This is a genomic window from Paenibacillus sp. RU5M (assembly GCF_900221055.1).
Classification (GTDB): domain Bacteria; phylum Bacillota; class Bacilli; order Paenibacillales; family Paenibacillaceae; genus Paenibacillus; species Paenibacillus marchantiae.
On the sequence record NZ_OBQM01000025.1, the window covers coordinates 1 to 23,429 of the forward strand.

23 protein-coding genes, 1 tRNA gene, 1 rRNA gene, 1 pseudogene and 1 riboswitch are annotated in these 23,429 nt (G+C 45.8%); of the genes and pseudogenes, 17 read left to right on the plus strand and 9 right to left on the minus strand.

From position 1 onward, the window contains the following. From rrf to CRO25_RS32465, 11 genes and pseudogenes are all read left to right on the plus strand, one after another. Positions 1-93, plus strand: a 5S ribosomal RNA gene (gene rrf, locus CRO25_RS32420); the annotation flags it as partial. Between the two features lie 354 nt (positions 94-447). Then, positions 448-1,905, plus strand: a complete 1,458-nt coding sequence (gene guaB, locus CRO25_RS32425) for an IMP dehydrogenase (RefSeq protein ID WP_024628817.1) — start codon at positions 448-450, stop codon at positions 1,903-1,905. Positions 1,906-2,351: 446 nt separating this feature from the next. Further along, positions 2,352-3,725 carry a D-alanyl-D-alanine carboxypeptidase family protein gene (locus tag CRO25_RS32430; protein ID WP_063567660.1) on the plus strand — a complete coding sequence of 458 codons (1,374 nt, stop codon included), beginning with the start codon at positions 2,352-2,354 and terminating at the stop codon, positions 3,723-3,725. 294 nt (positions 3,726-4,019) lie between these two features. Next, positions 4,020-4,088, plus strand: a pseudogene (locus CRO25_RS32960) (hypothetical protein); the annotation flags it as partial. A gap of 66 nt (positions 4,089-4,154) precedes the next feature. After that, positions 4,155-4,745 carry a pyridoxal 5'-phosphate synthase glutaminase subunit PdxT gene (pdxT, locus tag CRO25_RS32440; protein WP_079697721.1) on the plus strand — a complete coding sequence of 197 codons (591 nt, stop codon included), beginning with the start codon at positions 4,155-4,157 and terminating at the stop codon, positions 4,743-4,745. A gap of 263 nt (positions 4,746-5,008) precedes the next feature. Then, entirely contained in the window at positions 5,009-6,292 is a 1,284-nt protein-coding gene (gene serS / locus CRO25_RS32445; protein ID WP_079697722.1) for a serine--tRNA ligase, read from the plus strand. Positions 6,293-6,574: 282 nt separating this feature from the next. Further along, a tRNA-Ser gene (locus tag CRO25_RS32450) sits at positions 6,575-6,663 on the plus strand. Positions 6,664-6,856: 193 nt separating this feature from the next. Then, complete coding sequence (locus CRO25_RS32455) at positions 6,857-7,198, plus strand: hypothetical protein (protein ID WP_079697723.1); 342 nt, start codon at positions 6,857-6,859, stop codon at positions 7,196-7,198. Positions 7,199-7,223: 25 nt separating this feature from the next. Then, positions 7,224-7,400: a hypothetical protein gene (locus CRO25_RS33645; RefSeq protein ID WP_162842467.1), complete on the plus strand. Its 177-nt coding sequence runs from the start codon at positions 7,224-7,226 to the stop codon at positions 7,398-7,400. A gap of 23 nt (positions 7,401-7,423) precedes the next feature. Beyond that, positions 7,424-7,576, plus strand: coding sequence for a small acid-soluble spore protein P (locus tag CRO25_RS32460; RefSeq protein WP_063567623.1), 153 nt, complete (start codon positions 7,424-7,426; stop codon positions 7,574-7,576). Between the two features lie 266 nt (positions 7,577-7,842). After that, positions 7,843-8,937 carry a hypothetical protein gene (locus CRO25_RS32465; RefSeq protein ID WP_079697724.1) on the plus strand — a complete coding sequence of 365 codons (1,095 nt, stop codon included), beginning with the start codon at positions 7,843-7,845 and terminating at the stop codon, positions 8,935-8,937. Between the two features lie 83 nt (positions 8,938-9,020). Here the strand turns inward: CRO25_RS32465 and CRO25_RS32470 are convergent, their stop codons facing one another. Beyond that, entirely contained in the window at positions 9,021-9,590 is a 570-nt protein-coding gene (locus tag CRO25_RS32470; protein WP_063567625.1) for a GNAT family N-acetyltransferase, read from the minus strand. 34 nt (positions 9,591-9,624) lie between these two features. After that, positions 9,625-10,125 carry a tRNA adenosine(34) deaminase TadA gene (gene tadA / locus CRO25_RS32475; RefSeq protein WP_079697725.1) on the minus strand — a complete coding sequence of 167 codons (501 nt, stop codon included), beginning with the start codon at positions 10,123-10,125 and terminating at the stop codon, positions 9,625-9,627. A 335-nt stretch (positions 10,126-10,460) separates the two neighbouring features. On the opposite strand from tadA, the gene CRO25_RS32480 reads away from it, so the two are divergent. Then, the gene (locus CRO25_RS32480; RefSeq protein WP_079697726.1) at positions 10,461-12,800 is read left to right on the plus strand and encodes a PAS domain S-box protein; all 2,340 of its coding nucleotides are present in this window, start codon (positions 10,461-10,463) and stop codon (positions 12,798-12,800) included. An 18-nt stretch (positions 12,801-12,818) separates the two neighbouring features. Beyond that, a complete protein-coding gene (rluF, locus tag CRO25_RS32485; RefSeq protein WP_079697727.1) occupies positions 12,819-13,520 on the plus strand; it encodes a 23S rRNA pseudouridine(2604) synthase RluF in 702 nt (233 codons plus the stop codon). A gap of 137 nt (positions 13,521-13,657) precedes the next feature. Here rluF and motB read toward each other — a convergent pair whose 3' ends face one another. Then, a complete protein-coding gene (motB, locus tag CRO25_RS32490) occupies positions 13,658-14,476 on the minus strand; it encodes a flagellar motor protein MotB (protein WP_063567629.1) in 819 nt (272 codons plus the stop codon). Continuing rightward, the gene (gene motA, locus CRO25_RS32495) at positions 14,463-15,263 is read right to left on the minus strand and encodes a flagellar motor stator protein MotA (protein ID WP_024628803.1); all 801 of its coding nucleotides are present in this window, start codon (positions 15,261-15,263) and stop codon (positions 14,463-14,465) included. Before motA ends, motB begins: the two co-directional genes overlap by 14 nt. Positions 15,264-15,497: 234 nt before the next feature. On the opposite strand from motA, the gene CRO25_RS32500 reads away from it, so the two are divergent. The 3 genes from CRO25_RS32500 (at position 15,498) to rbsK (ending at position 17,372) form a co-directional block, all read left to right on the plus strand. Further along, entirely contained in the window at positions 15,498-15,791 is a 294-nt protein-coding gene (locus CRO25_RS32500; protein ID WP_063567630.1) for a hypothetical protein, read from the plus strand. A gap of 253 nt (positions 15,792-16,044) precedes the next feature. Next, complete coding sequence (locus tag CRO25_RS32505; protein ID WP_063567631.1) at positions 16,045-16,341, plus strand: 4a-hydroxytetrahydrobiopterin dehydratase; 297 nt, start codon at positions 16,045-16,047, stop codon at positions 16,339-16,341. 44 nt (positions 16,342-16,385) lie between these two features. Then, on the plus strand, positions 16,386-17,372 hold the full coding sequence (gene rbsK / locus CRO25_RS32510) for a ribokinase (RefSeq protein ID WP_079697728.1): 987 nt from the start codon (positions 16,386-16,388) through the stop codon (positions 17,370-17,372). A gap of 324 nt (positions 17,373-17,696) precedes the next feature. Here the strand turns inward: rbsK and CRO25_RS32515 are convergent, their stop codons facing one another. The 5 genes from CRO25_RS32515 to CRO25_RS32535 form a co-directional block, all read right to left on the minus strand. Beyond that, a complete protein-coding gene (locus CRO25_RS32515) occupies positions 17,697-18,056 on the minus strand; it encodes a cytochrome c (protein WP_063567633.1) in 360 nt (119 codons plus the stop codon). A 150-nt stretch (positions 18,057-18,206) separates the two neighbouring features. After that, positions 18,207-18,701, minus strand: a complete 495-nt coding sequence (locus CRO25_RS32520) for a GNAT family N-acetyltransferase (RefSeq protein WP_079697729.1) — start codon at positions 18,699-18,701, stop codon at positions 18,207-18,209. 399 nt (positions 18,702-19,100) lie between these two features. Then, a complete protein-coding gene (locus tag CRO25_RS32525) occupies positions 19,101-19,571 on the minus strand; it encodes a C40 family peptidase (protein ID WP_063567635.1) in 471 nt (156 codons plus the stop codon). A 3-nt stretch (positions 19,572-19,574) separates the two neighbouring features. Beyond that, positions 19,575-19,712, minus strand: a riboswitch (cyclic di-AMP (ydaO/yuaA leader). A gap of 242 nt (positions 19,713-19,954) precedes the next feature. Continuing rightward, positions 19,955-20,797, minus strand: a complete 843-nt coding sequence (locus CRO25_RS32530; protein WP_079697730.1) for a hypothetical protein — start codon at positions 20,795-20,797, stop codon at positions 19,955-19,957. 10 nt (positions 20,798-20,807) lie between these two features. Beyond that, complete coding sequence (locus tag CRO25_RS32535) at positions 20,808-22,799, minus strand: M1 family metallopeptidase (RefSeq protein WP_079697731.1); 1,992 nt, start codon at positions 22,797-22,799, stop codon at positions 20,808-20,810. A 102-nt stretch (positions 22,800-22,901) separates the two neighbouring features. On the opposite strand from CRO25_RS32535, the gene CRO25_RS32540 reads away from it, so the two are divergent. Then, complete coding sequence (locus tag CRO25_RS32540; protein WP_063567638.1) at positions 22,902-23,405, plus strand: YwhD family protein; 504 nt, start codon at positions 22,902-22,904, stop codon at positions 23,403-23,405. Positions 23,406-23,429: the final 24 nt, after the last annotated feature.

Genomic DNA, 23,429 nt, shown 5'->3' on the forward strand with positions numbered 1-23,429 from the left:
CCACACGTACCCATCCCGAACACGACCGTTAAGCCCTCTAGCGCCGATGGTACTTGGACCGCAGGGTCCTGGGAGAGTAGGACGCCGCCAAGCAAAGAACCACTGCCGATGTTATTCGGTGGTGGTTTTTATTTGTTTATAAGCAAAAATTAGCATTAACTATTAGTTTAGAAATAGTACACTAAATGACTTAACATAGATAAACGCCACTCATAACGAGTGGCATTTTATATATATAAAATTAACCTGTCCGTATGACAAATACAGTTGTATGCATCAGGCAATACACCTAATATAACCAGGGAGTTTCCCTTGACAGTCTAAATAACGCTTTGCTAAGATGGCAATAATAAATTTTTCAGAAAACGTATTTTCGGCATAAAATACAGCCTGAGATCTTCGGGTTTTGGACCGTAAAGCTGAGCAAACATAAGGAGGAACGCCCGCGTGTGGGAAGATAAATTTGGTAAGGAAGGTTTCACCTTCGACGATGTACTGCTGGTGCCCCGGAAATCCGAGACACTGCCTAAAGAAGTGGACGTATCTGTTCGTTTGAGTGACAGCGTTAAACTGAATATTCCTTTGATTAGTGCTGGTATGGATACTGTTACGGAAGCGACATTGGCTATTGCCATTGCCCGTGAAGGCGGTATTGGTATCATCCATAAAAATATGTCTGTTGAGCAGCAAGCGGAGGAAGTGGATCGGGTTAAGCGCTCGGAGAGTGGTGTTATTACCAACCCGTTCTCATTGACAGCGGAACATCTGGTTTCTGATGCAGAATCGGTTATGGCAAAATATCGCATTTCCGGTGTACCGATTGTTGAAGGAGATCAAAAGCTTGTTGGTATCCTGACAAACCGTGACTTGCGTTTCATCCACGACTTCTCCATTAAAATCAGCGAAGTCATGACTCGTGAGAATTTGGTTACTGCGCCTGTAGGTACTACACTGCAAGAAGCAGAAGGCATTCTCCAGAAGCATAAAATCGAGAAACTTCCATTAGTAGATGAGTCCAACACACTGAAAGGTCTCATTACTATTAAAGATATTGAAAAAGCAATTCAATTCCCTAACGCAGCTAAAGATGCACAAGGACGTTTGCTGGTTGGAGCAGCGATTGGGATTTCCAAAGATACCTTTGAACGTGCTGATGCATTGGTTCAAGCCGGTGTGGACCTGATTACGGTAGACTCGGCACATGGACATCACATTAACATCATTGATGCGGTTCGTCAGCTGCGCGAACGTTTCCCGAACCTGACCATTGTTGCAGGTAACGTTGCTACAGGCGATGCAACTCGTGAATTGATCGAAGCTGGGGCGTCGGTTGTCAAAGTGGGAATTGGTCCAGGTTCCATCTGTACAACTCGTGTAATTGCTGGTATTGGTGTTCCTCAAGTTACAGCAGTATACGATTGTGCAAATGTAGCACGTGAATATGGCGTACCAATCATTGCTGACGGTGGTATCAAGTACTCTGGTGAAATTACTAAGGCTCTTGCTGCAGGTGCTCATGCAGTTATGCTGGGAAGCTTGTTTGCAGGTACGGCAGAAAGCCCGGGAGAAACAGAAATCTTCCAAGGACGTAGCTACAAAGTTTACCGCGGTATGGGTTCAATGGCTGCGATGAAACAAGGAAGTAAAGATCGTTACTTCCAAGATGATGACAAGAAACTGGTTCCGGAAGGAATTGAGGGACGTGTTGCTTACAAAGGTCCATTATCTGATACGATTCATCAGTTGATTGGTGGTCTACGCTCAGGTATGGGATACTGTGGTACAAGCAGTTTGGAACAGCTTCGTAACAACACTCAGTTTATTCGTATTACAGGTGCGGGGCTTCGTGAAAGCCATCCGCATGATGTACAGATTACGAAAGAAGCCCCTAACTACTCGTTGTAATCTGAATTGTGTTAATCATTTCCAGGACAGGCTTGGCGATTTTCGCCGGGCCTGTCTTTTTTTGCGGATACCCCTGTGATAGAATAGAACAAGCGGTAATGATTCTTTAATGGATTAGGGCATTGCGGCGGTTTTTTGACGTGAGTCTATGAAACTGCTTCTGACAATGAATTTTGAGTGATTGAAAAAGGTTGAAGGTAGCCCAGCGAAAAAAGAAGCGCGGACGTCCTTTTACATAAGCATTTCATTTAATGCTAACTAAGTGACAATCGATTCGAACTTTAGGAGCAATGACAATGCTCTTTCGATACAGCGCATATACGACACACCTCACACATCATCTCCACTTGTTAGGGAATAAGAAAATATTGCAGCTCAAGCTGTACTGAAGCACACAATAAAAAGCTTCGGACCGAAGGGAGTATTCATCATTGAAAACCAAACAAATGAATAAGAAAAAACGTCAAATGCTCAAAAAAAGCGTAGCCTCGGTTATGCTGATTAATATGCTCTGCATGTCTGCGGTAATGCCTGTTATGGCTGCTGCAAACGATTCAGGGCAGGTATTGACCGCGGCAGCTACAACAACGAAGACTGAAAAAGCTGTGGACATTCCTTCGGCAGACTCACTGGGACTCGATGTTAAATCAGCCATACTGATGGAGGCTTCAACGGGCCAAATTCTGCTCAATGTGAATGCTGATAAAGCTATGCCGCCAGCCAGCATGACCAAAATGATGACCGAGTACATTGTGGCTGAACAGGTTAAACAGGGAAAGTTTAGTTGGGATGATGTTGTTACAATCAAAAAGAACGCTGCAGAAAGTACTGGCTCACGCATTTTCCTCGCAGAAGGTGATCAGCATACTATTAAGGAACTATATATTGCCATGGCTGTGGGATCAGCCAACGATGCTACAGTGGCTTTGGCTGAACACATCGCTGGTTCCGAGCAAGCTTTTGTGAAAATGATGAATGATGAAGCGAAGCGTATGGGAATGAAAGATAGCTATTTCATCAACTCCACAGGACTGGATCGTGCAGATATGCCTGCGGACTTCCGCCCGACTGAGGATAAAGAAATCGTCATGTCGGCACGGGATGCGGCAATTCTGTGCAGATACATCATCATGGATCACCCGGACTACAAAGATTTTACAACCATTCAATCTTATAAATTCCGTCCTAATGACAAAGATCCAATTGTTAACTATAACTGGATGCTGGAAGCGAATAAAAATATAACCAACTTCAAAAGCTATGCCTATGAGGGTCTGGACGGGATGAAAACGGGCCATACCACGAACGCCGGGAATAACTTTACGGGTACGGCTGAGCGTAATGGCATGCGTCTGATCAGTGTGGTTATGGGTACCGATTCGGAGCCAGCGCGTTTCAGAGAAACAAAGAAAGTATTGGACTTCGGATTTAACAATTTTGAAGTGAAACAGGCGGTTGCTGCCAAAACTAAAGTCACAGGCTGGGAAGCTGTACCTTTGAAAAAAGGGAAGGAAACAACAGTACCTGTTGTGACGGATAATGCAGTAAGTTTCGTTGTACCTAAAGGTACTCAAAACCTGGACGTGACATTTAAAGCGAATGTAACTGAAGCTGATAAGCTGGTTGCTCCAATTAAGGCCGGAACCAAGGTTGGGACGGTTACTTATACGTACAAAGCTGAAGGAATTGAGCCACAAGAGAAGACAGTGAACCTCATCACCGCAGAAGAAGCCGAAAAAGGCGGTTGGTTCCGTCTCTTCTTCCGTGCAGTGAAAGATTTCTTCGTTGATCTGTTTGATGGCATCAAAAACCTGTTCTAATAGATAAGGTGAAAGAAGACGGGATAATATGACATTTTCAATATAGTGTCGTTAGACCATTGACAAAATACAAGTAATTCCGACCGGATGGATTGTATATTTACAATTTTTCCGGTAAAATATCAAGTTAGAATTCTACGTATAAATCAGTTTAAAAGTCTATTGTTCTTCTAACTGACAATGCATATTTCACATCCTGTTTATGGTGAAGAACGACACATCCATTACGGTAGATTGGGGTATGGAAACGGGAATAGCACGCGTTAAATGAGGGGCCAAATCGCGGATCGGACATTATGTGGCGCCAAGGACTTGGGTGAAGCGTTAAGCCGGATTGGCGAAGGTGCTTCCATGATCGGTACCAATTTCAAACTTGCACCTTCCGAGCCTATGCAGGATCGCGGCTGGTAAGAGAAAGGTGGATTTTAAATGAAGATCGGCGTTTTAGCACTTCAAGGGGCAGTCACCGAGCATATTCGTAGTATTGAACGGGCCGGAGCAGAAGGATTGGCTATCAAACAGGTTCAGCAACTCGATGAGCTGGATGGGTTGATTCTTCCTGGCGGTGAGAGTACCACGATTGGCAAACTGATGCGCAAATATGGTTTCATGGAGGCCATCCGGGCATTCGCTGCTGAGGGTAAACCGGTATTCGGCACCTGTGCTGGTTTGATTGTTATGGCCAAACATATTGAAGGACAAGAGGAAGCTCATCTGGAGCTAATGGATATGACCGTCTCCAGAAATGCATTTGGACGGCAGAGGGAAAGCTTCGAAACGGATCTTTCAGTAAAAGGCATTGAGGAGACGGTAAGGGCAGTGTTTATACGGGCACCCCTGATTGAGAGTGTAGGAGAAGAGGTAGAGGTTCTTTCCACTTACAAGGATGAGATTGTCACTGCTCGCCAGGGGCATCTGCTGGCTTGTTCCTATCACCCTGAACTGACAGATGATTATCGACTGCATGCTTACTTTGTGGACATGGCTAGGTCGTATAAACAGCCTTTACAGAACCAATAGTGATTGATATACAACCTATGATCTGCCGGTGAACCGGATCAGCCCTCCAGAGGCTCCCAAAGCTTGCTGGCTTGGTGCTGTCTGGTCAGATACCTGATGTTGCCTGTATCTGCTTCCAAAGCGGGAATCGCAGCGTAGGGTAGTACCGGATGTCATAGGTTGTTTTACCATTGAGGAATGATGAAGTTATAAGGCTGCAAAGTTTTAACAGGAGTTAATAAGTAAGGTTTCTACTTTGTTGTGTTATTTAGGAGGGGTATATAGTGCTTGATGTGAAAATATTGCGGAATGAGTACGCACGTGTTGAAGAAGCATTGACGAAACGTGGCAAATCGCTGGATCTAATCGCTGGGTTCACGGACATGGATGCTAAGCGTCGCGAGTTGCTGCAAGAGAGTGAAAACCTGAAAAGTCGCCGGAATACAGTATCCGGAGAAGTTGCCAAGCTTAAAAAGAGTGGTGAAAATGCGGATGAGTTGATCCTTGAGATGCGCGAAGTCTCCGATCGAATCAAAGCAATGGATGAAGAAGTGCGTGAGTTGGAAGTGAAGATCAACGATCTGACTATGGCGATTCCGAACATCCCTAACGAGAGTGTGCCTGTTGGTGCGTCCGAAGATGATAATGTGGAAATTCGTCGTTGGGAAGAGCCGAAGTCATTTTCATTTACACCAAAAGCACACTGGGAAATCGCACAGGACCTTGACATCCTTGATTTTGAAGCAGCTGCCAAAGTAACAGGCTCCCGTTTTACCTTTTATAAAGGGCTGGGTGCACGTTTGGAACGCGCTTTGATCAACTTTATGATGGATCTGCACAGCGATCAGCATGGGTATGAAGAGATTCTGCCTCCATACATCGTTAACCGTGACAGCTTGTTTGGGACAGGTCAACTGCCAAAATTCGAGGAAGATTTGTTCAAGCTGAAAGATACCGAGTATTATTTGATCCCTACCGCTGAAGTTCCGGTAACGAACTATCATCGCGAAGAGATTTTGAATGCAGACCAACTGCCTAAACACTTTGTGGCATACAGCTCATGTTTCCGATCCGAAGCAGGTTCTGCTGGACGGGATACACGTGGCTTGATTCGTCAGCATCAGTTTAATAAAGTTGAGTTGTTGAAACTGTCTTCTCCTGAGACCTCTTATGAGGAATTGGAGAACATGACTCAAAATGCGGAACGTGTGCTTCAATTATTGGGGCTGCCTTACCGTGTTCTGACGTTGTGTACAGCAGATATGGGCTTCACGTCTGCCAAAACATATGACATTGAGGTTTGGTTGCCGGAAGGCAATACGTATCGTGAAATCTCGTCTTGCTCCAACTGTGAAGACTTCCAAGCACGTCGAGCTAATATCCGTTTCCGTAGAGAGCCAAAAGCGAAACCGGAATTTGTTCATACGTTAAATGGATCAGGACTGGCAGTGGGGCGTACTGTAGCTGCTATTCTGGAGAACTACCAACAAGAAGATGGAACAGTGGTTATTCCTGAAGCACTGCGTCCTTACATGGGCGGAGTCAGCGTGATTACCCGTCGTTCTTAGGATGTTCAACTAAATGAATGAAATAAAAAACCGTCTCCTGACAAATGGAAGTTTAGAACGATCCATTTACACAGGGAGACGGTTTTTTTAGTATACAGAAAAGGCTGAAAAGATTCTGAACAACAACCATTTCAATCGTCAGGTAGTGCTGGTTACCGTTACTTAACAGGTGTTAACTCCCTATTTTGATGTATTGAATATAAATAATATAAAAAGGTTGCTTTCTGTCATGCAATTATGGTATGATCTATTTCGTGGCAAGTTTATAAAAGTTAATGTCCTGGAGAGGTACCGAAGCGGTCATAACGGGGCGGTCTTGAAAACCGTTAGGGGGCAACTCCACGTGGGTTCGAATCCCACCCTCTCCGCCATACTACAATAATGATAAGGATTCGAGCGATAAGCTCGGGTCCTTTTTTGCATTTATTTATCCATTTGGCGCAGCGGCATACACGTTGTACTTACAGAGCATGTTTACGCCAGAAAATCAGTTGGTTTCAATATCTGTGAGATGCATAAAAACATCCGAATCGCCGCACTTTATATAAGAGTGGAGGTGGTAAGATGAACCGCGAATTAAACATAGATCAGACAGAGCTTGTTGGTGCTTGGCAGGAAAGATTGCCTGAAGTTCTTAATGTCGGAGATCGGGCTCAGGTTATGGCTGACGAGGCTGATCAACAGGCTATTCGAATTCACATCGCAACAGCGGGACACCAGATGTACTCATTTGATTTCAAGTGTGCCTATGTGGATTCTCGTGAAGTCAGTGTGCAGCTGATTGATGTGGAGCGTGATGGAAGGACGACGGATGAGCGTACAGAGCCCATTCAGGAATTGGCTCAGGATTACACGCGTCATATTCATGAATGTGCCCAGTCGTTGCAAACCAAAACCAGACATTAGGTAGACGTCAAAGGAGTGGTAATACGTGAGCAAAGCCAAAGCTGGAACAGATAAAAACCTGCAAAATGTAGTCGCAGATCTGGATCAGACACCTGTGAATAGTCACCATGCCCAGCAAATTCAACAGGACTCGAATGACCGTCGGCATCAGGATTCCATAAATCATGATAAAACGGAAGATATGGACCCATCCCATTCCTAATCCAATGAAGAGGGGGGAACAACATGAGTAAACCCAAAACAACACCTGTGCCTGAAGCTCAGGCTAATGTGCAGCACCGAAAACCTGAAAAGCATTCTTCCATGCAGGAACCGTTGTCCGGCTCCAAAAAAGTGAAAAACCAGAATCATGTAGATCATCACAATCCTCAAGGCTAAGTTAAAGGAAGATGCATTCCTTTCTTTAGCACATATTAATGCATAACTATAACCTATAACTCCGGTTAACAAACCGGGGTTTTTGCGTGTTCATACATGATTTAGAGGAGCACACCATTGATATCTAAAGCTTACATAGGTCTTTGTAGCCAATTTAGAGAGTAAAGCTCACAAATTTCCCAAATCGTGTTTCCGTTTCAGAATAAATGGTATATCATTGATATTGAATTATTTTTTTTGGGGTTATCACGAGAGGAGAGAAACAAATGACTAAACGTATTGGGGCGCTTCTTCTTACGTTGCTGTTAACCGTATCCATGGCACTGACAGCATGTAGCAGCAAGCAAGAACCAAAAGAGGCATTGAAGACGGCGGCAGCCAATGCTTCCAAACTGACTTCGTATGAGATGAGTTCTAACTTCACTATTAATGAATTGAGCTATAAAGCTGCAGACGAGTCACAACAGGATCCAACGATGTCTCAGTTTATGAGCATGCTGAAGGATGCTCAGTTGAATGTAACTGGCGTATACCAAAGCGAGCCAATGCAGACCGAAATGACGGTAGGTATTGAGCTTAAAGGCGATATGGGTATGACATTTACGATTCCGATGGTTATGACCGCTGAGAAGTTATATGTTAAGGTACCAAGTATTCCGTTCTTCCCGATTCCGGAAACGGTTGTTGGTAAATTCCTGGAGCTGGATTTGAAAGAACTGGCTGAGCAAGAAGGAACGGAATGGAATCCGGATGCTATGGATGCAGCGAAAACACAAAAGCTGAGCAATGAAGTTATGGATGCGGTCCTGAGCGAGTACGATCAGGATAAATTCTTTAAAAACCTGGACGTGAAGGATGCGCAGCTTCCTGAAGGTTTGGATGCCAAGCAAGTTGTTCAATTTTCGGTCAACAATGACAATGTGAAAGAAGCTGTTACTGTCCTGGTAACCAAAGCATTGCCAAAAGTACTGGATATCATCTCTAAAGAAGAGTATCGTGACATGTTGCAAATGAGTCAGGAAGATATCGACAAAGCTAAAGAGGATCTGAAAATTACTGAAGCAGATCAAGCTGAAATGGCTAAAGATCTGGACCAGTTGAAAGATACACTGACCATTAACCAGTTCCACATTGATTTTGCTTTGGACAAAAAAGATTTCCCGGTATATCAAAAGTTGGTTGCTGATCTGTTGATTAAACAACCTGATACCAAGGATGAAGTTAAACTTGCTTTCACTGGTTCGAACACGTACACCAAAATTAACGAGAAGCCAGCATTCAAAATCAATATTCCTACTGGCGAAGACGTCATTACAATGGATCAGTTTGAAGAATTAATGAACGCATCTTACGGATACTAAGTTCTCAGTTTCATGTTAAAGCAAAGAGCCGCTCGACCTTAGGGTTGAGCGGCTCTTTGTATGTTGTTACATGGTATATTCAATTACTGTAAAGATTCACCCAAGTCCTCGGCCAGCACAGCGTAGATCTGATGATCCTGATACTCTCCGTTAATCTTGAGATATTTACGAGCAATGCCCTCAGCCTGAAAGCCGTTCTTCTCGAGAACACGTTTGGAACCCGTATTGGACAACAGAATGGCTGCCTGAACACGATTTAACTTCAGGGCACGGAAGGCGTAGGATACAGCGAGTTTCACTGCTGCGGTCATTCGTCCGCCGCCTTGGTAATCTGGATGGATGAAGTATCCCATGTCTGCATAATTGGCAACGCCCTGAACGACATTGTTCAAGCTAACCTGACCGATCAGAATACCATCGTCGATTGTAAAAATTCCGAATTGATAACCTGTTCCTTCTTCGGCCGCCTGTATTCTATCCTGAATGCGTCTGGTTTGCGCCTGCAGCGTATAGAATTCATCATCCCGGATCGGCTCTACAGCTTGGTAGGGATGACGTGTAATTTGAATAAGAGCAAGATACGCCTCTGTATCTTGTGGAGTAAGTAAACGGAGACTTATTCCTTTTGGTGTGTCGTATAGTGTAAGCGGCATGGAATGCACTTCCTTTCCAGATGGGTGTAAGATTCTATTTTTTGCGTAAACGCCGGAAAAATTGAGTAAGCATGGTGGAGCACTCTGGTTGCAGAATGTCAGCAACCAATTCGGTTCGATGATTAAAACGAGGTTCCTGCAGCAGATTCATCAGCGTTCCTGCACATCCGGCCTTGGGGTCAGCGGTACCATATATGACTCGAGGCACTCTGGATTGCACAATGGCACCTGCACACATGGGACATGGTTCCAGTGTGACGTACAGACTGCAATCCAGCAGTCGCCATGCACCGATGGCTTCACTGGCCTGCCGGATGGCTACCATCTCCGCATGTGCTGTGGAATCAAGTGTCGTCTCACGCAGGTTATATCCACGACCAATAATACGGTTATGTTGAACAATTACAGCCCCGATCGGCACTTCCCCGAGTGCTTCAGCTTTGTACGCTTCAGCAATGGCTTCACGCATCCAGTGCTCGTGCTGAGCCTCCTCGGAGAGATGCGTAAGATCAGGTTGGAGAACGTCATCCTTCATTAAAATGTAAAACTCCTTCCAAAGAGCATTTTGTGCGGCGAACAAACATTCGTTTGTTAACATGTTGTGTATAAGTCTGTGGATAACCAACGAGTTGCTCACATAGTTATTAACATACTATCCACATGCCTGTGGATTTGTGTATAAGTTTTAGTGGTTATTCCCATTGTAGGCATGAAAAAGACAAAATACAATTGATTTCGCGTTTTTCAGCCAAGCGGTAACTTTTGGACAAGGGTCAATTATCCTTTTCAAATAGACATACAACAGTTATGATGGATATAGGTTTTGCCATATATCGCCAGAGGGTACAAGCCGAGAGGTGAACGAAAAAGTTGTCTATTAAAACGAAATTATCCATGATTATGTCGTGCTCAGTGCTCGTCATTTTAGTTTTAAATATAGCACTGAGTTATTATACTACAGAAGAGAATTTAAGGCAGGACAGCGAAACCAAGATGGTGCTTACGGCCAAACAGATTGCAATCGCTGTCGAACAGAGTCAGTCCAGTTCAGAATATGTAAAACGACAAATTGGGAACAATCTATGGCTGGCCTCAGTAATGGCAGCGGAAGAACTGGACCCGAATATTAATAATATCACAAATGAAGACCTGGTTCGCATGAGCGAAAAAGTCGGTGTCTCCCACATTTCATTGATGGAGCAAACGGCTGATGATATTGTGGTTACCCGGTCTTCCGATCCAAAGGAGATTGGATTGTCTACCAAATCCATGACGTACTGGTATCAGGCATTTAAACAGCTGTTCGAAAACCATCAGGTTACGATTTCACAGGGACAAAAATTGGACCATTTTTGGTCGGATGGATTCGAATACTCTACATCCAATCCGTCAGATGTTGATATCTGGGGTTACTATCATGATGGGAAGAGGAATTACATAATCAATCCCTTCTATAATAATGCCGCTGTTGACGACTATGTGAAGATCTCTGGTCCAGACGAGATTTTGAATAAGATTCGTGAAGTGAATTCATCGATTCTGGAGATTACAGGTATCAATCCATTGACCTTCGGTAACTCAAGCATGAGCAATGACGGAAGGGATACGAACCACAACAAGTTGAATAACAGGCCTATTCGTTTCGGTACATATCAATATGGTGCCGCAGAAGAGGATCACAAGGCGGTTGTACGGGCAATTCGTACTGGGCAGAATGTATCTTTTGTGAGTGAAACTCATGAACAGAAGGTGCTCAAAAGTTTCATTCCGATATTCACCCCCAATGAATCATCTTATGTGATTAGTATTGTCATGGACTATAAGCAAATATCCTCCATGGTATCGGAACAACTGGTTAGCCATGCCTCGATTTCGCTTGTGTTACTGGAGATTGTGATCTTTGGAAGCTATTTGCTTGCGGGATACATTACGCGTCCAATTCAATCTATTCTGGGCAAAGTGAATGATGTGGCTGATGGCCATTTTGATTTCCGTCTAAAAGTGAGAAGGAAAGACGAACTGGGCCAATTAGCGAATCGCATTAATGCGATGATTCGTAATTTGGGCCATTATACGAATCGTCTGAAACAGATGTATGAAGAAAATCGTGCGGTAAAAGAGCATTTGGAATCGATCATTAACCAAACGGCAGATGCCATTCATATTACGGATCTGGATGGAAATGTACTGCGGGTAAACCGTGCCTTTGAGCAGTTGTATGGCTGGCGCAGTCGTGAAGTTGAAGGACGCAAATTGAAAATTATCCCTCCTGGTACTGAAGAGGAGATGGAAGAGCAGCATGCCCAGTTGATTGAGGGCATGTCAATTACGTCCAATGAAACGACATGGATGAAGAAGGATGGTAGCCGTGTTGAAGTCAGCGTGAGTACAGCACCAGTCCGGGATGAAGCAGGAGAGATTACAGCACTGATCAGCGTATCAAGAGATATTACCAGCCGTAATCGTATGGAGGAACTGCTCAGACGTTCCGAGAAACTGACGACGGTTGGTCAGCTGGCAGCCGGGGTTGCGCATGAGATTCGTAATCCGCTTACGACCTTGCGTGGGTTTCTTCAGCTCCAACAAGAGACGAACAAGCTCAATCATCGTCACCTGGATTTGATGCTGTCAGAGTTGGATCGAATTAATCTCATTGTGGGTGAGTTTCTGATACTGGCCAAACCACAAGCGGTTCATTTTCAAGAACGGGATATTCGCTTCATTCTGGGAGATGTTATATCATTGCTGGATAGTCAGGCGCATCTGCATGGTGTGGAATTTGTATTGAATGCTTCATCGGATTCAGCTATGGTACACTGTGAAGAGAACCAGTTGAAGCAGGTCTTCATTAACTTGCTGAAGAACGGCATGGAGGCCATGCCAGACGGAGGTAATATTCGAATTAAACTCAATCATGACGAAGAGAATAGTCGGGTTCGGATTGAAATTAAGGATGAAGGCACTGGAATTCCAGAAGAACTGATGCCTAAGCTGGGGGAACCATTCTTCACAAGCAAGGAATCGGGAACAGGGCTTGGCCTGATGGTCAGCCAGCGCATTATTCAATCACATAAGGGCATGATGGATATCAAAAGCATCATGAACAAGGGAACGACCGTCATTATCGATCTGCCTGCCTCCCAACAGCAAACGGAGAGTATAGAGGAAGAGCATAAGACGGACAATGAACCTACAGACGAAGAGAACTAGATGAGGTGAGATTACCTTTTGCGTATTAATAAATTTATCAGTGAAACAGGTTTTTGTTCCCGTCGGGAAGCCGACAGATTGGTTGAAAGCGGGAAAGTAACGATTAATGGAGTGACGGCAGAGCTGGGCAGTCAAGCAGAAGATGGCGATGATGTACGAATTAATGGTCAACCTATTAAGGAAAAACGGAAACACGTATATATTGCGCTTAATAAACCTATCGGAATAACGAGTACAACCGAACAGCACATTCAAGGGAATATCGTTGATTTTGTAGGACACAAAGAGCGCATCTTCCCCATTGGTCGCCTGGATAAGGATTCGGAAGGTTTGATTCTGATGACCAATGACGGTGATATCGTCAATCGAATTCTAAGGGCAGAAGGACGCCATGAGAAAGAATATATTGTCACCGTCGATCGTGCGGTAACGCCGAGTTTCTTGAGAGGCATGAGCACAGGAGTCAAGATCCTTGGCGAAATGACGCTGCCTTGTACGGTGACTCGTATATCAGAGCGGGTGTTCCGCATTATTCTGACAGAGGGAAAAAACCGTCAAATTCGCCGGATGTGCAGTGCATTTGGCTATGAGGTTCGGAAGTTGAAGCGGATTCGTATTATGAATATTCATCTCGGGGAACAGGCCACAGGAACCTGGAGAGAACTGACAGCCGCAGAAAAATCAGAATTAAGTACTCTGCTAGATTATAATATGGAATAAATGATGATTGTCCAAGGCGCTGCTTCCCTTCAAGGGAAGCGGCGCTTTTTCATATCAGTGGATAGAAAAAGTCACTCCCCTGGTATAAAGGAGAGTGACATAAGCTTAAGCATTAGTTTGCTATAACGAACGATTCTTTAGTTACCTTGTCCGACTGCTTTCACGGCCGTGTTGTTACTCTGATATTTCCTTATAATGGAAACTTCTACCCGGCGGTTTTGAGCTCGTCCAGCATCCGTTTGGTTGCTAGCGACTGGGTGATACTCTCCATAACCGCTAGGTGTGAACTTCGAAGGGTCCAGCGCCTCATTCAATAACAGAATTTTGAGGAAATTCAGTGCTCGATCGGCACTCAAATCCCAGTTATCCTTATATTGGCTGTTCGAAATGGGAACATTATCAGTATGGCCAGACACAACGACTTCATATTCCGGGAACTCCTGCAGCATGCTCGAGATGGCTTTGGCCAGCGAGCGTGACTCGGGTTTAACGTCAGCGCGGCCTGAGGAGAACAGGGCGTTATCACTGATCGTGATTTTGAGCTCAGATTGATTCAGCTTCGTATTCAGCTGATCGGAAAGCCCATTTTTCTGAATATATTGATCAAGCTGTTTCTTGAGTTTCTCCAGATCTTCCTGTTCTTTCTGGGCCATCTGCGCATCCGTAATCTGAGCCGCTGTCTTCTTGGTGATTTCTTCAGGCTGCTGTTTGTTCTTGCCCAAATCTGTAGTAGATTCTGTAGGGTTCATGGAGGTATGATCCAGTACACCCGAACCACCATTCAATGCGCTGCTCAGTGCGGAAGCCATCTGTTCAAACTTCGTTGCATCTATAGAGCTCATAGAGAATAATGTGATAAACAGAGCGAGCAGCAACGTCATTAAGTCGGAGTAGGGAAGCAACCAACTCTCGTCTATATGTTCTTCATGCGGTTCGTGTTTTTTAGCCTTTTTCACCTGATGAACCCTCCTTCTCTTCCAACTGTCTACGTTCGGAAGGTGTCAGGAATACAGATAATTTTTGATTAATGGCAATGGTGGATACACCAGATTGTATGGATAACAAGCCTTCAACCATCATCAGCTTGATTTCCATCTCTTTTTTGGACATCCGCTTCAGTTTATTGGACATCGGATGCCACAACACGTAACCACTAAAGATACCGAGAAGTGTCGCGATAAACGCAGCTGCAATCGCATGTGAGAGCTTTTCCATATCACTGAGATCGGCAAGCGCTGCGATGAGACCTACAACGGCCCCGAGTACCCCGAGTGTTGGTGCATACATCCCCGCTTGGGCGAAGATCAAGGCACCGCCACGATGGCGCTCTTCTGTAGCATGAATATCTTCCATGAGTACATCACTTACAAATTCCTGATCATTGCCGTCAATAATCATACGCATACCGCCGCGCAGGAACTGATCATCAATATCTTCGACTTTCGATTCAAGTGCAAGCAAACCTTCACGACGGGTGGTGGAAGCCCAGTCCATAAATGTGCCGATTAGAGAAACACGGTCAATCAGTTGTTGCTTTTTGAACAGTACCCCGAATAGCTTGGGGATTTTTTTAACTTCAGACATGGGAAATGCCATGAAAATAGTTGCTGCCGTACCAACAAAAATAATAACGTAGGCTGCTGGGTTGTTAACCAGGTTAATAAGGGGCGCACCCTTCAGGAACATACCCACTACAAGTGAAACCAGCCCTAAAACTAGTCCGATAATCGTTGAAATTTCCATCATACACCTCATCCATGAGATAAAATTGAATCCTTTCAAGCGGCTTTATTCGGGCTTCCGGACGAACGTTACACCGCAATCCGTTTAATGTTAGGCATCCTTTAGGGTTGCAGAAACAGTTAAAACGGTCATGTATAGTATTTATCGACCAGATGGCCTTTTTTTTTAAGGGTTATTTTCAGGTATAATAAGATCAAATCTGCTCCTTAGGGGCTAAATAGGAGTGAAAAGCCAATGGGCGTAAAGCATGGACGAGATTATGAAGGAATATTGACAGATTTGACAGAGGCTATAGGCCGAATACCGGACCGCTATGTTTTCTTTGAAATGGATGAGGAAGAATGGTCACGCCTTGGTGTAACAGAGCAACTCGAAGTGGATGAGGCATTGGCGGAAGATCTGTTCTATGCACTGGGTGAGGAGTCGGTCATTCCGGTAGGAAGTGGAGTGGTCATTCATGACAAGGATCAGCACCGAATTCATATCTTAATTGGGGAAGAAGAACTGACTTTTGTACCGCTCATTTAGTATGCTCGCATAAGATATTTGGCATGGAAAACCGAGTTGGAGAATCTCCCTAAAGCCTTATGGTTAGTGGATCTAGCGCCATTTGTACTATTGGAATTTGAGGCTTGTCCGTGGTAAGATGATAGTCATGAAACGGGCGAACCGCAGGGCGGTGGACCTAAGCGTTTGGGTTGCTATGGGTAGCACCAAAGGTTTCGGTGGCAGCATGGACAGTTGTCTGTGATAAGCCATCATATGGGGAGGAAGATAACGTATGGTTTTTTCGCAAGAGGAAGTCGAAGCTCATCTGGGAAGGCTGGAAGGCTGGGAACTGGAAGAGGGACGATGGATTGTCCGCAAGTTCGTATTTTCCAACTACATGAAAGGGATTGCATTTGTGGACGAGGTCGCAGCGATTTCGGAAGCGTTCAATCATCACCCTTTCATTACGATTGACTATACAACAGTCACACTGCGTCTCACATCATGGGATGAAGGTGGCATCACATCTGTAGATATTAAAGAAGCAGAGCAATATAATGAGGCTTTTGAGAAAATGAGGTCGGAATAACCTGGATCGGTTATATCGCACTACCGGAAATGAGTGAAGCATACATGTCAGACGATAATCAGAACAAACCTCTTATTGCTGTCGTAGGCAGCCTTAATATGGATCTGGTGGTGAAGACGAACATCATTCCTGAGGAAGGCGAGACGGTGAGCGGGGAGGAACTGCACTATTTGGCCGGGGGCAAAGGCGCCAATCAGGCGGTTGCTGCTGCACGACTGGGTGGACAGACTACGATGATTGGTGCCGTAGGTTCGGATGGTTTTGGTGAACGCCTGCTGCACAGTCTAACGGAAAGCGGGGCGGATGCCTCGCAAGTTCGCATTCTGGATGATACCGTTACAGGTACGGCCTCCATCTGGCTCTCCAAAGGAGATAACCGGATTATTGTTATTCCTGGAGCGAATGGGCAGGTTGTGCCTGCGATGCTGGAAGAGGCGGATACGGTAAAAAGCCTGACTGCAGCCGCAGCGGTGCTACTGCAGCTGGAGATCCCGCTGCCTGCGGTCACCCGCGCCGCCCAACTGGCGGCTGAAGGCAGCGCATTGGTGGTGCTCAACCCGGCGCCTGCGGTGCCGGGTCTGCCCCAGGAGCTCCTGCGGTGCGTCGACGTCGTCACGCCGAACCGCAGCGAGCTCGCCGTGCTCACCGGCCGGGATGATCTCCGGCCGGAAGACGTGGATGCGGCGGTCGCAGAGCTCGCCGCATCCCTCGGGGCCGCTGTCGTCACGACGCTCGGCCCCGAGGGGGCTGTGTACGCGGCAGCGCCTAGCGGCCGCGTTCAGGCAGAGCGTGCCGGCGCGTGCCGTGCGCCCGGCTACGCCGTAAGCGCCGTCGACACGACCGGTGCTGGCGATTGCTTCAACGGCGCGCTGGCAGTAGCCCTCGCGCGCGGAGAGACGCTGGACGCGGCGGTAAGCTTCGCCATGGGCGCAGCCGCGTTGTCGGTGACGAAGCTCGGCGCCCAGTCCGGGATGCCGTCCGCACGTGAAGTGCAGGCTTTCCTTGCCGAGCAGAAGGCAAAGACCCAGTAATATATGCATACTTTAGGTGAATCAGAGGCAGGCTGGAAGGATACGCTAATGCATCTATTTAGCCATAGCATGGTGGATGTTTTCATCGGAGCATCCCTGAAATGACCAAGAGGCTCTTACTTCCCAGTACGGGAGAGTAAGAGCCTCTTGTCTGTATGACCATTGATAAAACGAGTAACCCTGTATTACCAATAAGGGTTGACTACGTTGCGCGTCTAGCGCCAGCGTGGTTTAGAGCATGAGTAAAGAGCAGAGGATGATTGAAGCCATCACACTCTCTATACATGCCCCCTGCCACAAACTGATCGCCTTGAACATCTTGGATTACTTCTTCTCCGCCAGCCACATCGCAATATTCGCGATTTCTTCATCCTTCAGCTTGTCTTTGAACGAAGGCATACCGCCGCTTTTACCTTTGACGATGGTCGTATAAATCTTCTCCACATCGTCCTGGCTGCCAATCTTCTGCAGACTAGGGCCCATGCCCCCTTGAAGCTGATCACCGTGGCAGGTAATACAGTTTGCTTTGACCAGTGCCTCAGCCTGTCCTGCATCCATTGTAACTTGCGGCATCGTCGGTTTCGCTTCTTCTGCAACTTCCTCTTTCCCTGGAAGCGTAAACATTAGTACAATAGCTAAAGCGCACGCTGCAAAAAATACCCCGCTCATGATCCATTTGTGCATCCCTTATGTCCCCTCCAGAATGAAAGATCATCTAACTTGAAACTATCCATACCATTATAACGGAACCTGTAGTGACATCATAGCATTTTGTGGTAATTTTTTGAACTAATCACATAACCGGGAACTTTTTAGGGTGATTTCAAGCCCTATTTATTCGCGTGGACCTTCATAGACCATACAGTAAAAAGGTTTCAAACCGCTCGGTGTCTGTCGTTCGTATGTATCCTGCGTAACAAATCCGACTTTTAGATAGACGCGAATGGCCCGGTCATTCCAGGTCAGAACTTCCAGATCAATTTCGTTTGTAGGGTTCCGGCGAATGGCTTCCTGCACAATGGCCGAGACAAAAGCCGTCCCTTGTCCATGACCACATCGATCGGGGTGCATGCCAAGCCCAATGCGGGTGACACCTTCAAGCGGGAAGTATTGAGCAAAACCGCAAATCTGCTGATCCTCTCCCAGCACCACCGCATATTGTTCTTTCCGTAGCTTGGGATCGCCGAATTCCACTTCAAGTGCTTTCATCTGCTCCCAGGGCAGCCAGCTATAAATATTATAAGGCGGGTCATACTGCCAATCGCAGATTAGTTCCGCGTGTTCTTCTTGCATGGGCACAACGTGAAACGTCACAGGGGCTTCATCCATACAACTGCACGCTCCTCTCATTGTGAACAAGCTATAATGATTTTGATTTGTCCATATACATATACATATGTCATTCCATATCTAAGCTTGTTTTCACTCTACAAAAGAGGCGTTCATTTGGCAAGTCCTCGTTTTTGAAAAAAAGTGAAACAAAAGTTCCGGTAATTTCGTTTATATTATAGTGGGATGGGTAAAAACATTATAAGAGCACGGGCGAAGCAATGAAAAATAGCTTTAAAAAAAGTTAAAATTAGGTTTGATAGCTATCCCGAATATGTTAAGGAAACGAAGCACAAAAAAACCGCCGGATAACATTCCTGCGGAGAATGTACCAGACGGTTCTATTATGCTTCGTTACAGTAAAGTTATTGTTACAGCATGACGTTGCTCGGCTTGTCCCTATTCAATGGCCAATGTCTCATATGCGTCCGTGCTCATAATACGTTTAGCGCCAACATAGCGGTTGGCCCAATAGCTTTCGCTTAATTCGCTAATTGTAACTCCTTTGGAAGAAGAGGAGTGTGCAAACTTCCCATTCCCTACAAAGATCCCTACGTGCGAGACACCTTTGCCCGTTGTATTGAAGAATACCAGATCACCTGGTCTCATTTCCATCCGGGATACCGAATCACCCATGTCGAATTGTGAACTCGATTGGCGAGCCAGATCAATGCCCAGCTTGTCGAATACATAACTTGTGAATCCAGAGCAGTCAAAGCCGTTAAGCGTTGTTCCTCCGCTTTTGTATGTAGTCCCCATTGCTGAATCAATAACTTGGTCCATTTTCGAATCTGCGAATGCGCTGCCTGCTCCAAGCGATAATGCGAATGTGAGGCTGAGTACAGCTGCGGTTAATTTCTTCTTAAACAAGAGATATACCCCTTCCAATGCCTGCGAGGTTAGCTTAAGGATTCGGTTGAAGGTCCCCTATGATCCCTCTGTTGCAAGATCAATTCACCCATAACTGGTTCCCCCGCTTCCCAGGTGCTAGGAATTTGGCTATGCTAGTTATGCACCTGCGAAATCAAGAAATGACGATTAAATTTTAAGTAGTTACAAATATGAAGGTAAAGATTACAAAGTTGTTACTAAAAACTCACTGCGATTATTGTAACAGAGGTATATCACTTTGGCAACGTTTAACAACAAAATTAACAAAAAAAACCTCGACCTTTGACGGGGAAAGGTCGAGGTTTGCTTGTTTAACGGCATTTGAAGAATACAACTTTACATAGAGATGGTAACCGTTTAATTTAATCTTTGACCGAGTTGGACTGCCATAGGCGGAAATGGGCACATATTTTCCACAGGCTCAGCAAGCACCGGGCAAGTGGATACGTTTGTTGTAGTATAAGACCAGTTAAGCCGGTTAGTAACCATGAAGCTGAAGTAAAGGCACCAAAGACCAGCAGATGAAGGCCGCCCAGCAGGACAGCAATGCCGATTAGAGTGATGACTTGGCGTAGTGCAATCCATATAGCTTGAAACGTACCACGTGCTCCGCCTTCCCCATCGGGAGCTGAGATACCAAACTGCATGTACAGTAGGACATGATGGATAACCCACCCGTATACAATCCAACCAGCAACATAGGGAATACCAGGCAAGAGCAGATGGAGGGAATGAAAACCTTCCATAAAGATGGAATAGAGCTTTGGCGCGAGCCAATAAGCGGGTAGCAGCAGTAATATAGTCCGAATGGTGTGGAGCAACAGCATCGGTTTCCATAAATTTTTGATACCGCGAATGAATGGAATGCGCTCTTCCGAATGGTTATAATGCTGGAGCGAGTAGAGCAGCCCTGCCTGAATGAGTGGGCTAATCAGAATCCGTATCAGCAGCATAGTCCCTAAAATCCATAAATAGCGGTGAACCTCCGGATTCGTTGTCAGACCGAGTTGGCTCTCCATTTTAAATAAAATCGTACTGAGTTCCCCTGTATCAGGGTCAGGATAACGCAGGAGCAGCGGAACCACAGCTGACTGCACCATCCGATAAAGAAAGTATCCCCATACTAATTGATAGAGAAATAAGAGTGCCGCAATGAACATATGCTGACGGACGAGAAACCAGCCTTCACGTATTTTCGATTTCACTGTATCCACCTCACCATGACAGACTTCCGAATATGGCTTCTATAATTTTGGTTGCGCTCATGCTCCAGCGGGATTTAGTTGGCTCGTCCAGTCCGGCTTTCAGAAAATTGTTCATATGATGGTTCTCCAGCACAATCGTGTACAGCGGATCAGTCATAGCCCAGGAAACAGGGGAAGTATAGGTCAGTTTGTAGGTAATGCGCTCCTCGCTGCCATCCCATTCTTTCGTCATGGTTTTCCCGTCTTCGAACATAATTCGAACAGGAACCTTCTTATATTCACTCCCTTTTTTCTGCAATGTAACCGATGACTCGTACAACGTTTGACCGCCTTTCAGGATAGGATTGATTGCGATCTTTTCCACTGCAAAGTCAGCCATGCCATCCCCGTATACATACTGATTAAAATAATCGGTCCAGGATGTACGCGTCACTTGTTCCACGACCTTTTGAAAATCAGACGAAGTAGGGTGTTTGAAGCGGTATTTATTCACATAGGTCGAGAGAATACGCTCCATCGTTTTAGCACCAACCTGTTGTTCTATTCCAAGTAATACAAGCTTGCCTCGTGTGTATACGTTTGCTGCATATTGATTCTGGGAATCAAACTTCCAGGAGTCCTGTGTCAGTGAAGCTGGAGAAGTAATGAGACCAGCTTGTACGGGTAGATTCGGGATAAGTCCGTATTCCTGTTCCATTACTTTGTCTTCTGCATAGGAGGTGAATCCTTCGTCCAGCCAAGCCTCTTCAAATTCATTACTCGCGACCATGCCGTAAAAATACTGATGCCCAATCTCATGCACAACCGTGCGTTCCAGATCGTATCCAGGAGCAGAATCATCTGCACCGAAGGCGGTGACCAAGGTAGGGTATTCCATTCCCCCTGCGCCATTCCCTGATTTGGGCGGGACAACGATGGACAGTGTGGAATACGGATAAGGGCCAAACCACTTGCTATAATTGGATAGCGCTGCTTTGGCGGCGTAGAAATAACGATCCTTCAGATCCTCATGAGCAGGGTCGAGATACAGCTTGATTCGTACGCCTGGCACATTGGGAGCAGAGAAGGGTTCTTCTGCATAAACAAAATCAGGAGAGGCTGACCAGGCAAAATCATGCACATCATCGGCATAGAACTGATATACTTTTTCGCCGTTCTTCACAACCGCTTGCTGGGTTGGGAATCCAGTAGCAGCTACTTTGTATGTTTCCGGTACCCGAATACGCACACTATAGATACCGAAATCGGCGTAAAACTCTGAATTACCGTGATACTGATGCAGATTCCAGCCTTCGGTCGTTTGACCTCGTGTGCCTACTGGCTCATATACGCTAAGTTTAGGGAACCACTGACCTGCCATAACGAAATTATCTGCTGTTCCCATGCGGGCAAAAATTTTCGGTAGCTTGACCTCAAATCGGGTGTGAAGCGTGATGCTTTCACCGCCTTTAACGGGTTTGGGCAGCCGTACCTTAATGAGGCTAGTATCTTTCATGTTTCCGTCATCCGGTTGCACATACTGCATCCGATGTAAGAGAGAAAGCCCATCCTCTGTTTTCATTTCTGTAATATGCATGGAACCGTAACCGTTCGTGGGCATGACATCACCTCGAAGTTTCCCACCGGATTCTTTCATAAAAGTGGTGTCGGCAGAAGAGAAGGCATTGGGATACATGTGAAAATAAAGCTCGCTGACGGTTTTCTTACCTGGATGTGTCCAGGTGATCGTCTGAGTCCCTTGCAGTACATTCCCGTCTACCAGCTTCACATCCATGTGATATTCCACTACGCGGTTGCTGAACACTTCAGCGGTAGGTGTCTGTATACTTTCCGGAGATGTTTGGGTTTTGACGGGTGCCGTAGGCTTGCCCGATTCCGGGGCGAGCGCAGGCAAGTCAGATTGAATGGAGCGTGTGGAGCCCAGACCAAGCCATATCCCCCCGGCAACTACACACAGGGCTATAATTGCGGTGAGCCAGCTCTTGGCGCGTCGTGGAATCATCGTTAAATACCTCCCGTTGACAAGCATCTACAGCATGTATATGTTTGCATTGGGGCGATTATTAGTTAAAATATTTGTATCAACCCTTGGAGGCTATAAAACATGGACCAAAACGAGCAGAACGGCAAAAAACAGATTGCCTTGAATATCGTTAGTGCAAAGAGCAAACACAAAGGTTTCGGTGCAGGCTCCATTGATCTGAATAACCTTTCCCCCGTTATTATTGATAACGGTGAAGCAAAGATTGATGTGGGCGCGATGCATGCGAAGAGCAAAGTGGAGCGCAATATCAAGTTCTCGACTAATCGTGAGGATGTGCCCAATGGACGCCAAGTATGGCTGGTATGGGTAGCTGTGGACCGTAACGAACAGGGGCAGTTCTATGGTGGAGCAACTGCGTGTGAGATGTGGATTGATACAGAAGCGCGTCGTGGATGGAAACTGCTGGCCGATCATGTGAATCGCATGGATTATGCCATGAAGCGCCGGTTCATGCTGGATGATCTTGGACCTGAGGATCGCGCGGCACTCAAGACGTTGCTGACTACGCATAACGAAGAATGGTGGAACGCTTCTCCGGATGAATTGAAAGAAGCGCTTGCCTAATTAATGAATGTTTCAAGCTGTTCA

Coding starts and splice junctions, on each gene's coding strand:
- CRO25_RS32535 (WP_079697731.1), bottom strand. CDS start 22,799: ATGATTCCACGACGCGCCAAGAGCTGGCTCACCGCAATTATAGCCCTG.
- rbsK (WP_079697728.1), top strand. CDS start 16,386: ATGTCAGACGATAATCAGAACAAACCTCTTATTGCTGTCGTAGGCAGC.
- CRO25_RS32455 (WP_079697723.1), top strand. CDS start 6,857: ATGAACCGCGAATTAAACATAGATCAGACAGAGCTTGTTGGTGCTTGG.
- CRO25_RS32520 (WP_079697729.1), bottom strand. CDS start 18,701: ATGGATGAAGCCCCTGTGACGTTTCACGTTGTGCCCATGCAAGAAGAA.
- motA (WP_024628803.1), bottom strand. CDS start 15,263: ATGGAAATTTCAACGATTATCGGACTAGTTTTAGGGCTGGTTTCACTT.
- CRO25_RS32465 (WP_079697724.1), top strand. CDS start 7,843: ATGACTAAACGTATTGGGGCGCTTCTTCTTACGTTGCTGTTAACCGTA.
- pdxT (WP_079697721.1), top strand. CDS start 4,155: ATGAAGATCGGCGTTTTAGCACTTCAAGGGGCAGTCACCGAGCATATT.
- CRO25_RS32500 (WP_063567630.1), top strand. CDS start 15,498: ATGGGCGTAAAGCATGGACGAGATTATGAAGGAATATTGACAGATTTG.
- CRO25_RS32515 (WP_063567633.1), bottom strand. CDS start 18,056: ATGCACAAATGGATCATGAGCGGGGTATTTTTTGCAGCGTGCGCTTTA.
- tadA (WP_079697725.1), bottom strand. CDS start 10,125: ATGAAGGATGACGTTCTCCAACCTGATCTTACGCATCTCTCCGAGGAG.
- CRO25_RS32460 (WP_063567623.1), top strand. CDS start 7,424: ATGAGTAAACCCAAAACAACACCTGTGCCTGAAGCTCAGGCTAATGTG.
- CRO25_RS32505 (WP_063567631.1), top strand. CDS start 16,045: ATGGTTTTTTCGCAAGAGGAAGTCGAAGCTCATCTGGGAAGGCTGGAA.
- CRO25_RS32540 (WP_063567638.1), top strand. CDS start 22,902: ATGGACCAAAACGAGCAGAACGGCAAAAAACAGATTGCCTTGAATATC.
- CRO25_RS32470 (WP_063567625.1), bottom strand. CDS start 9,590: ATGCCGCTTACACTATACGACACACCAAAAGGAATAAGTCTCCGTTTA.
- CRO25_RS32430 (WP_063567660.1), top strand. CDS start 2,352: ATGAATAAGAAAAAACGTCAAATGCTCAAAAAAAGCGTAGCCTCGGTT.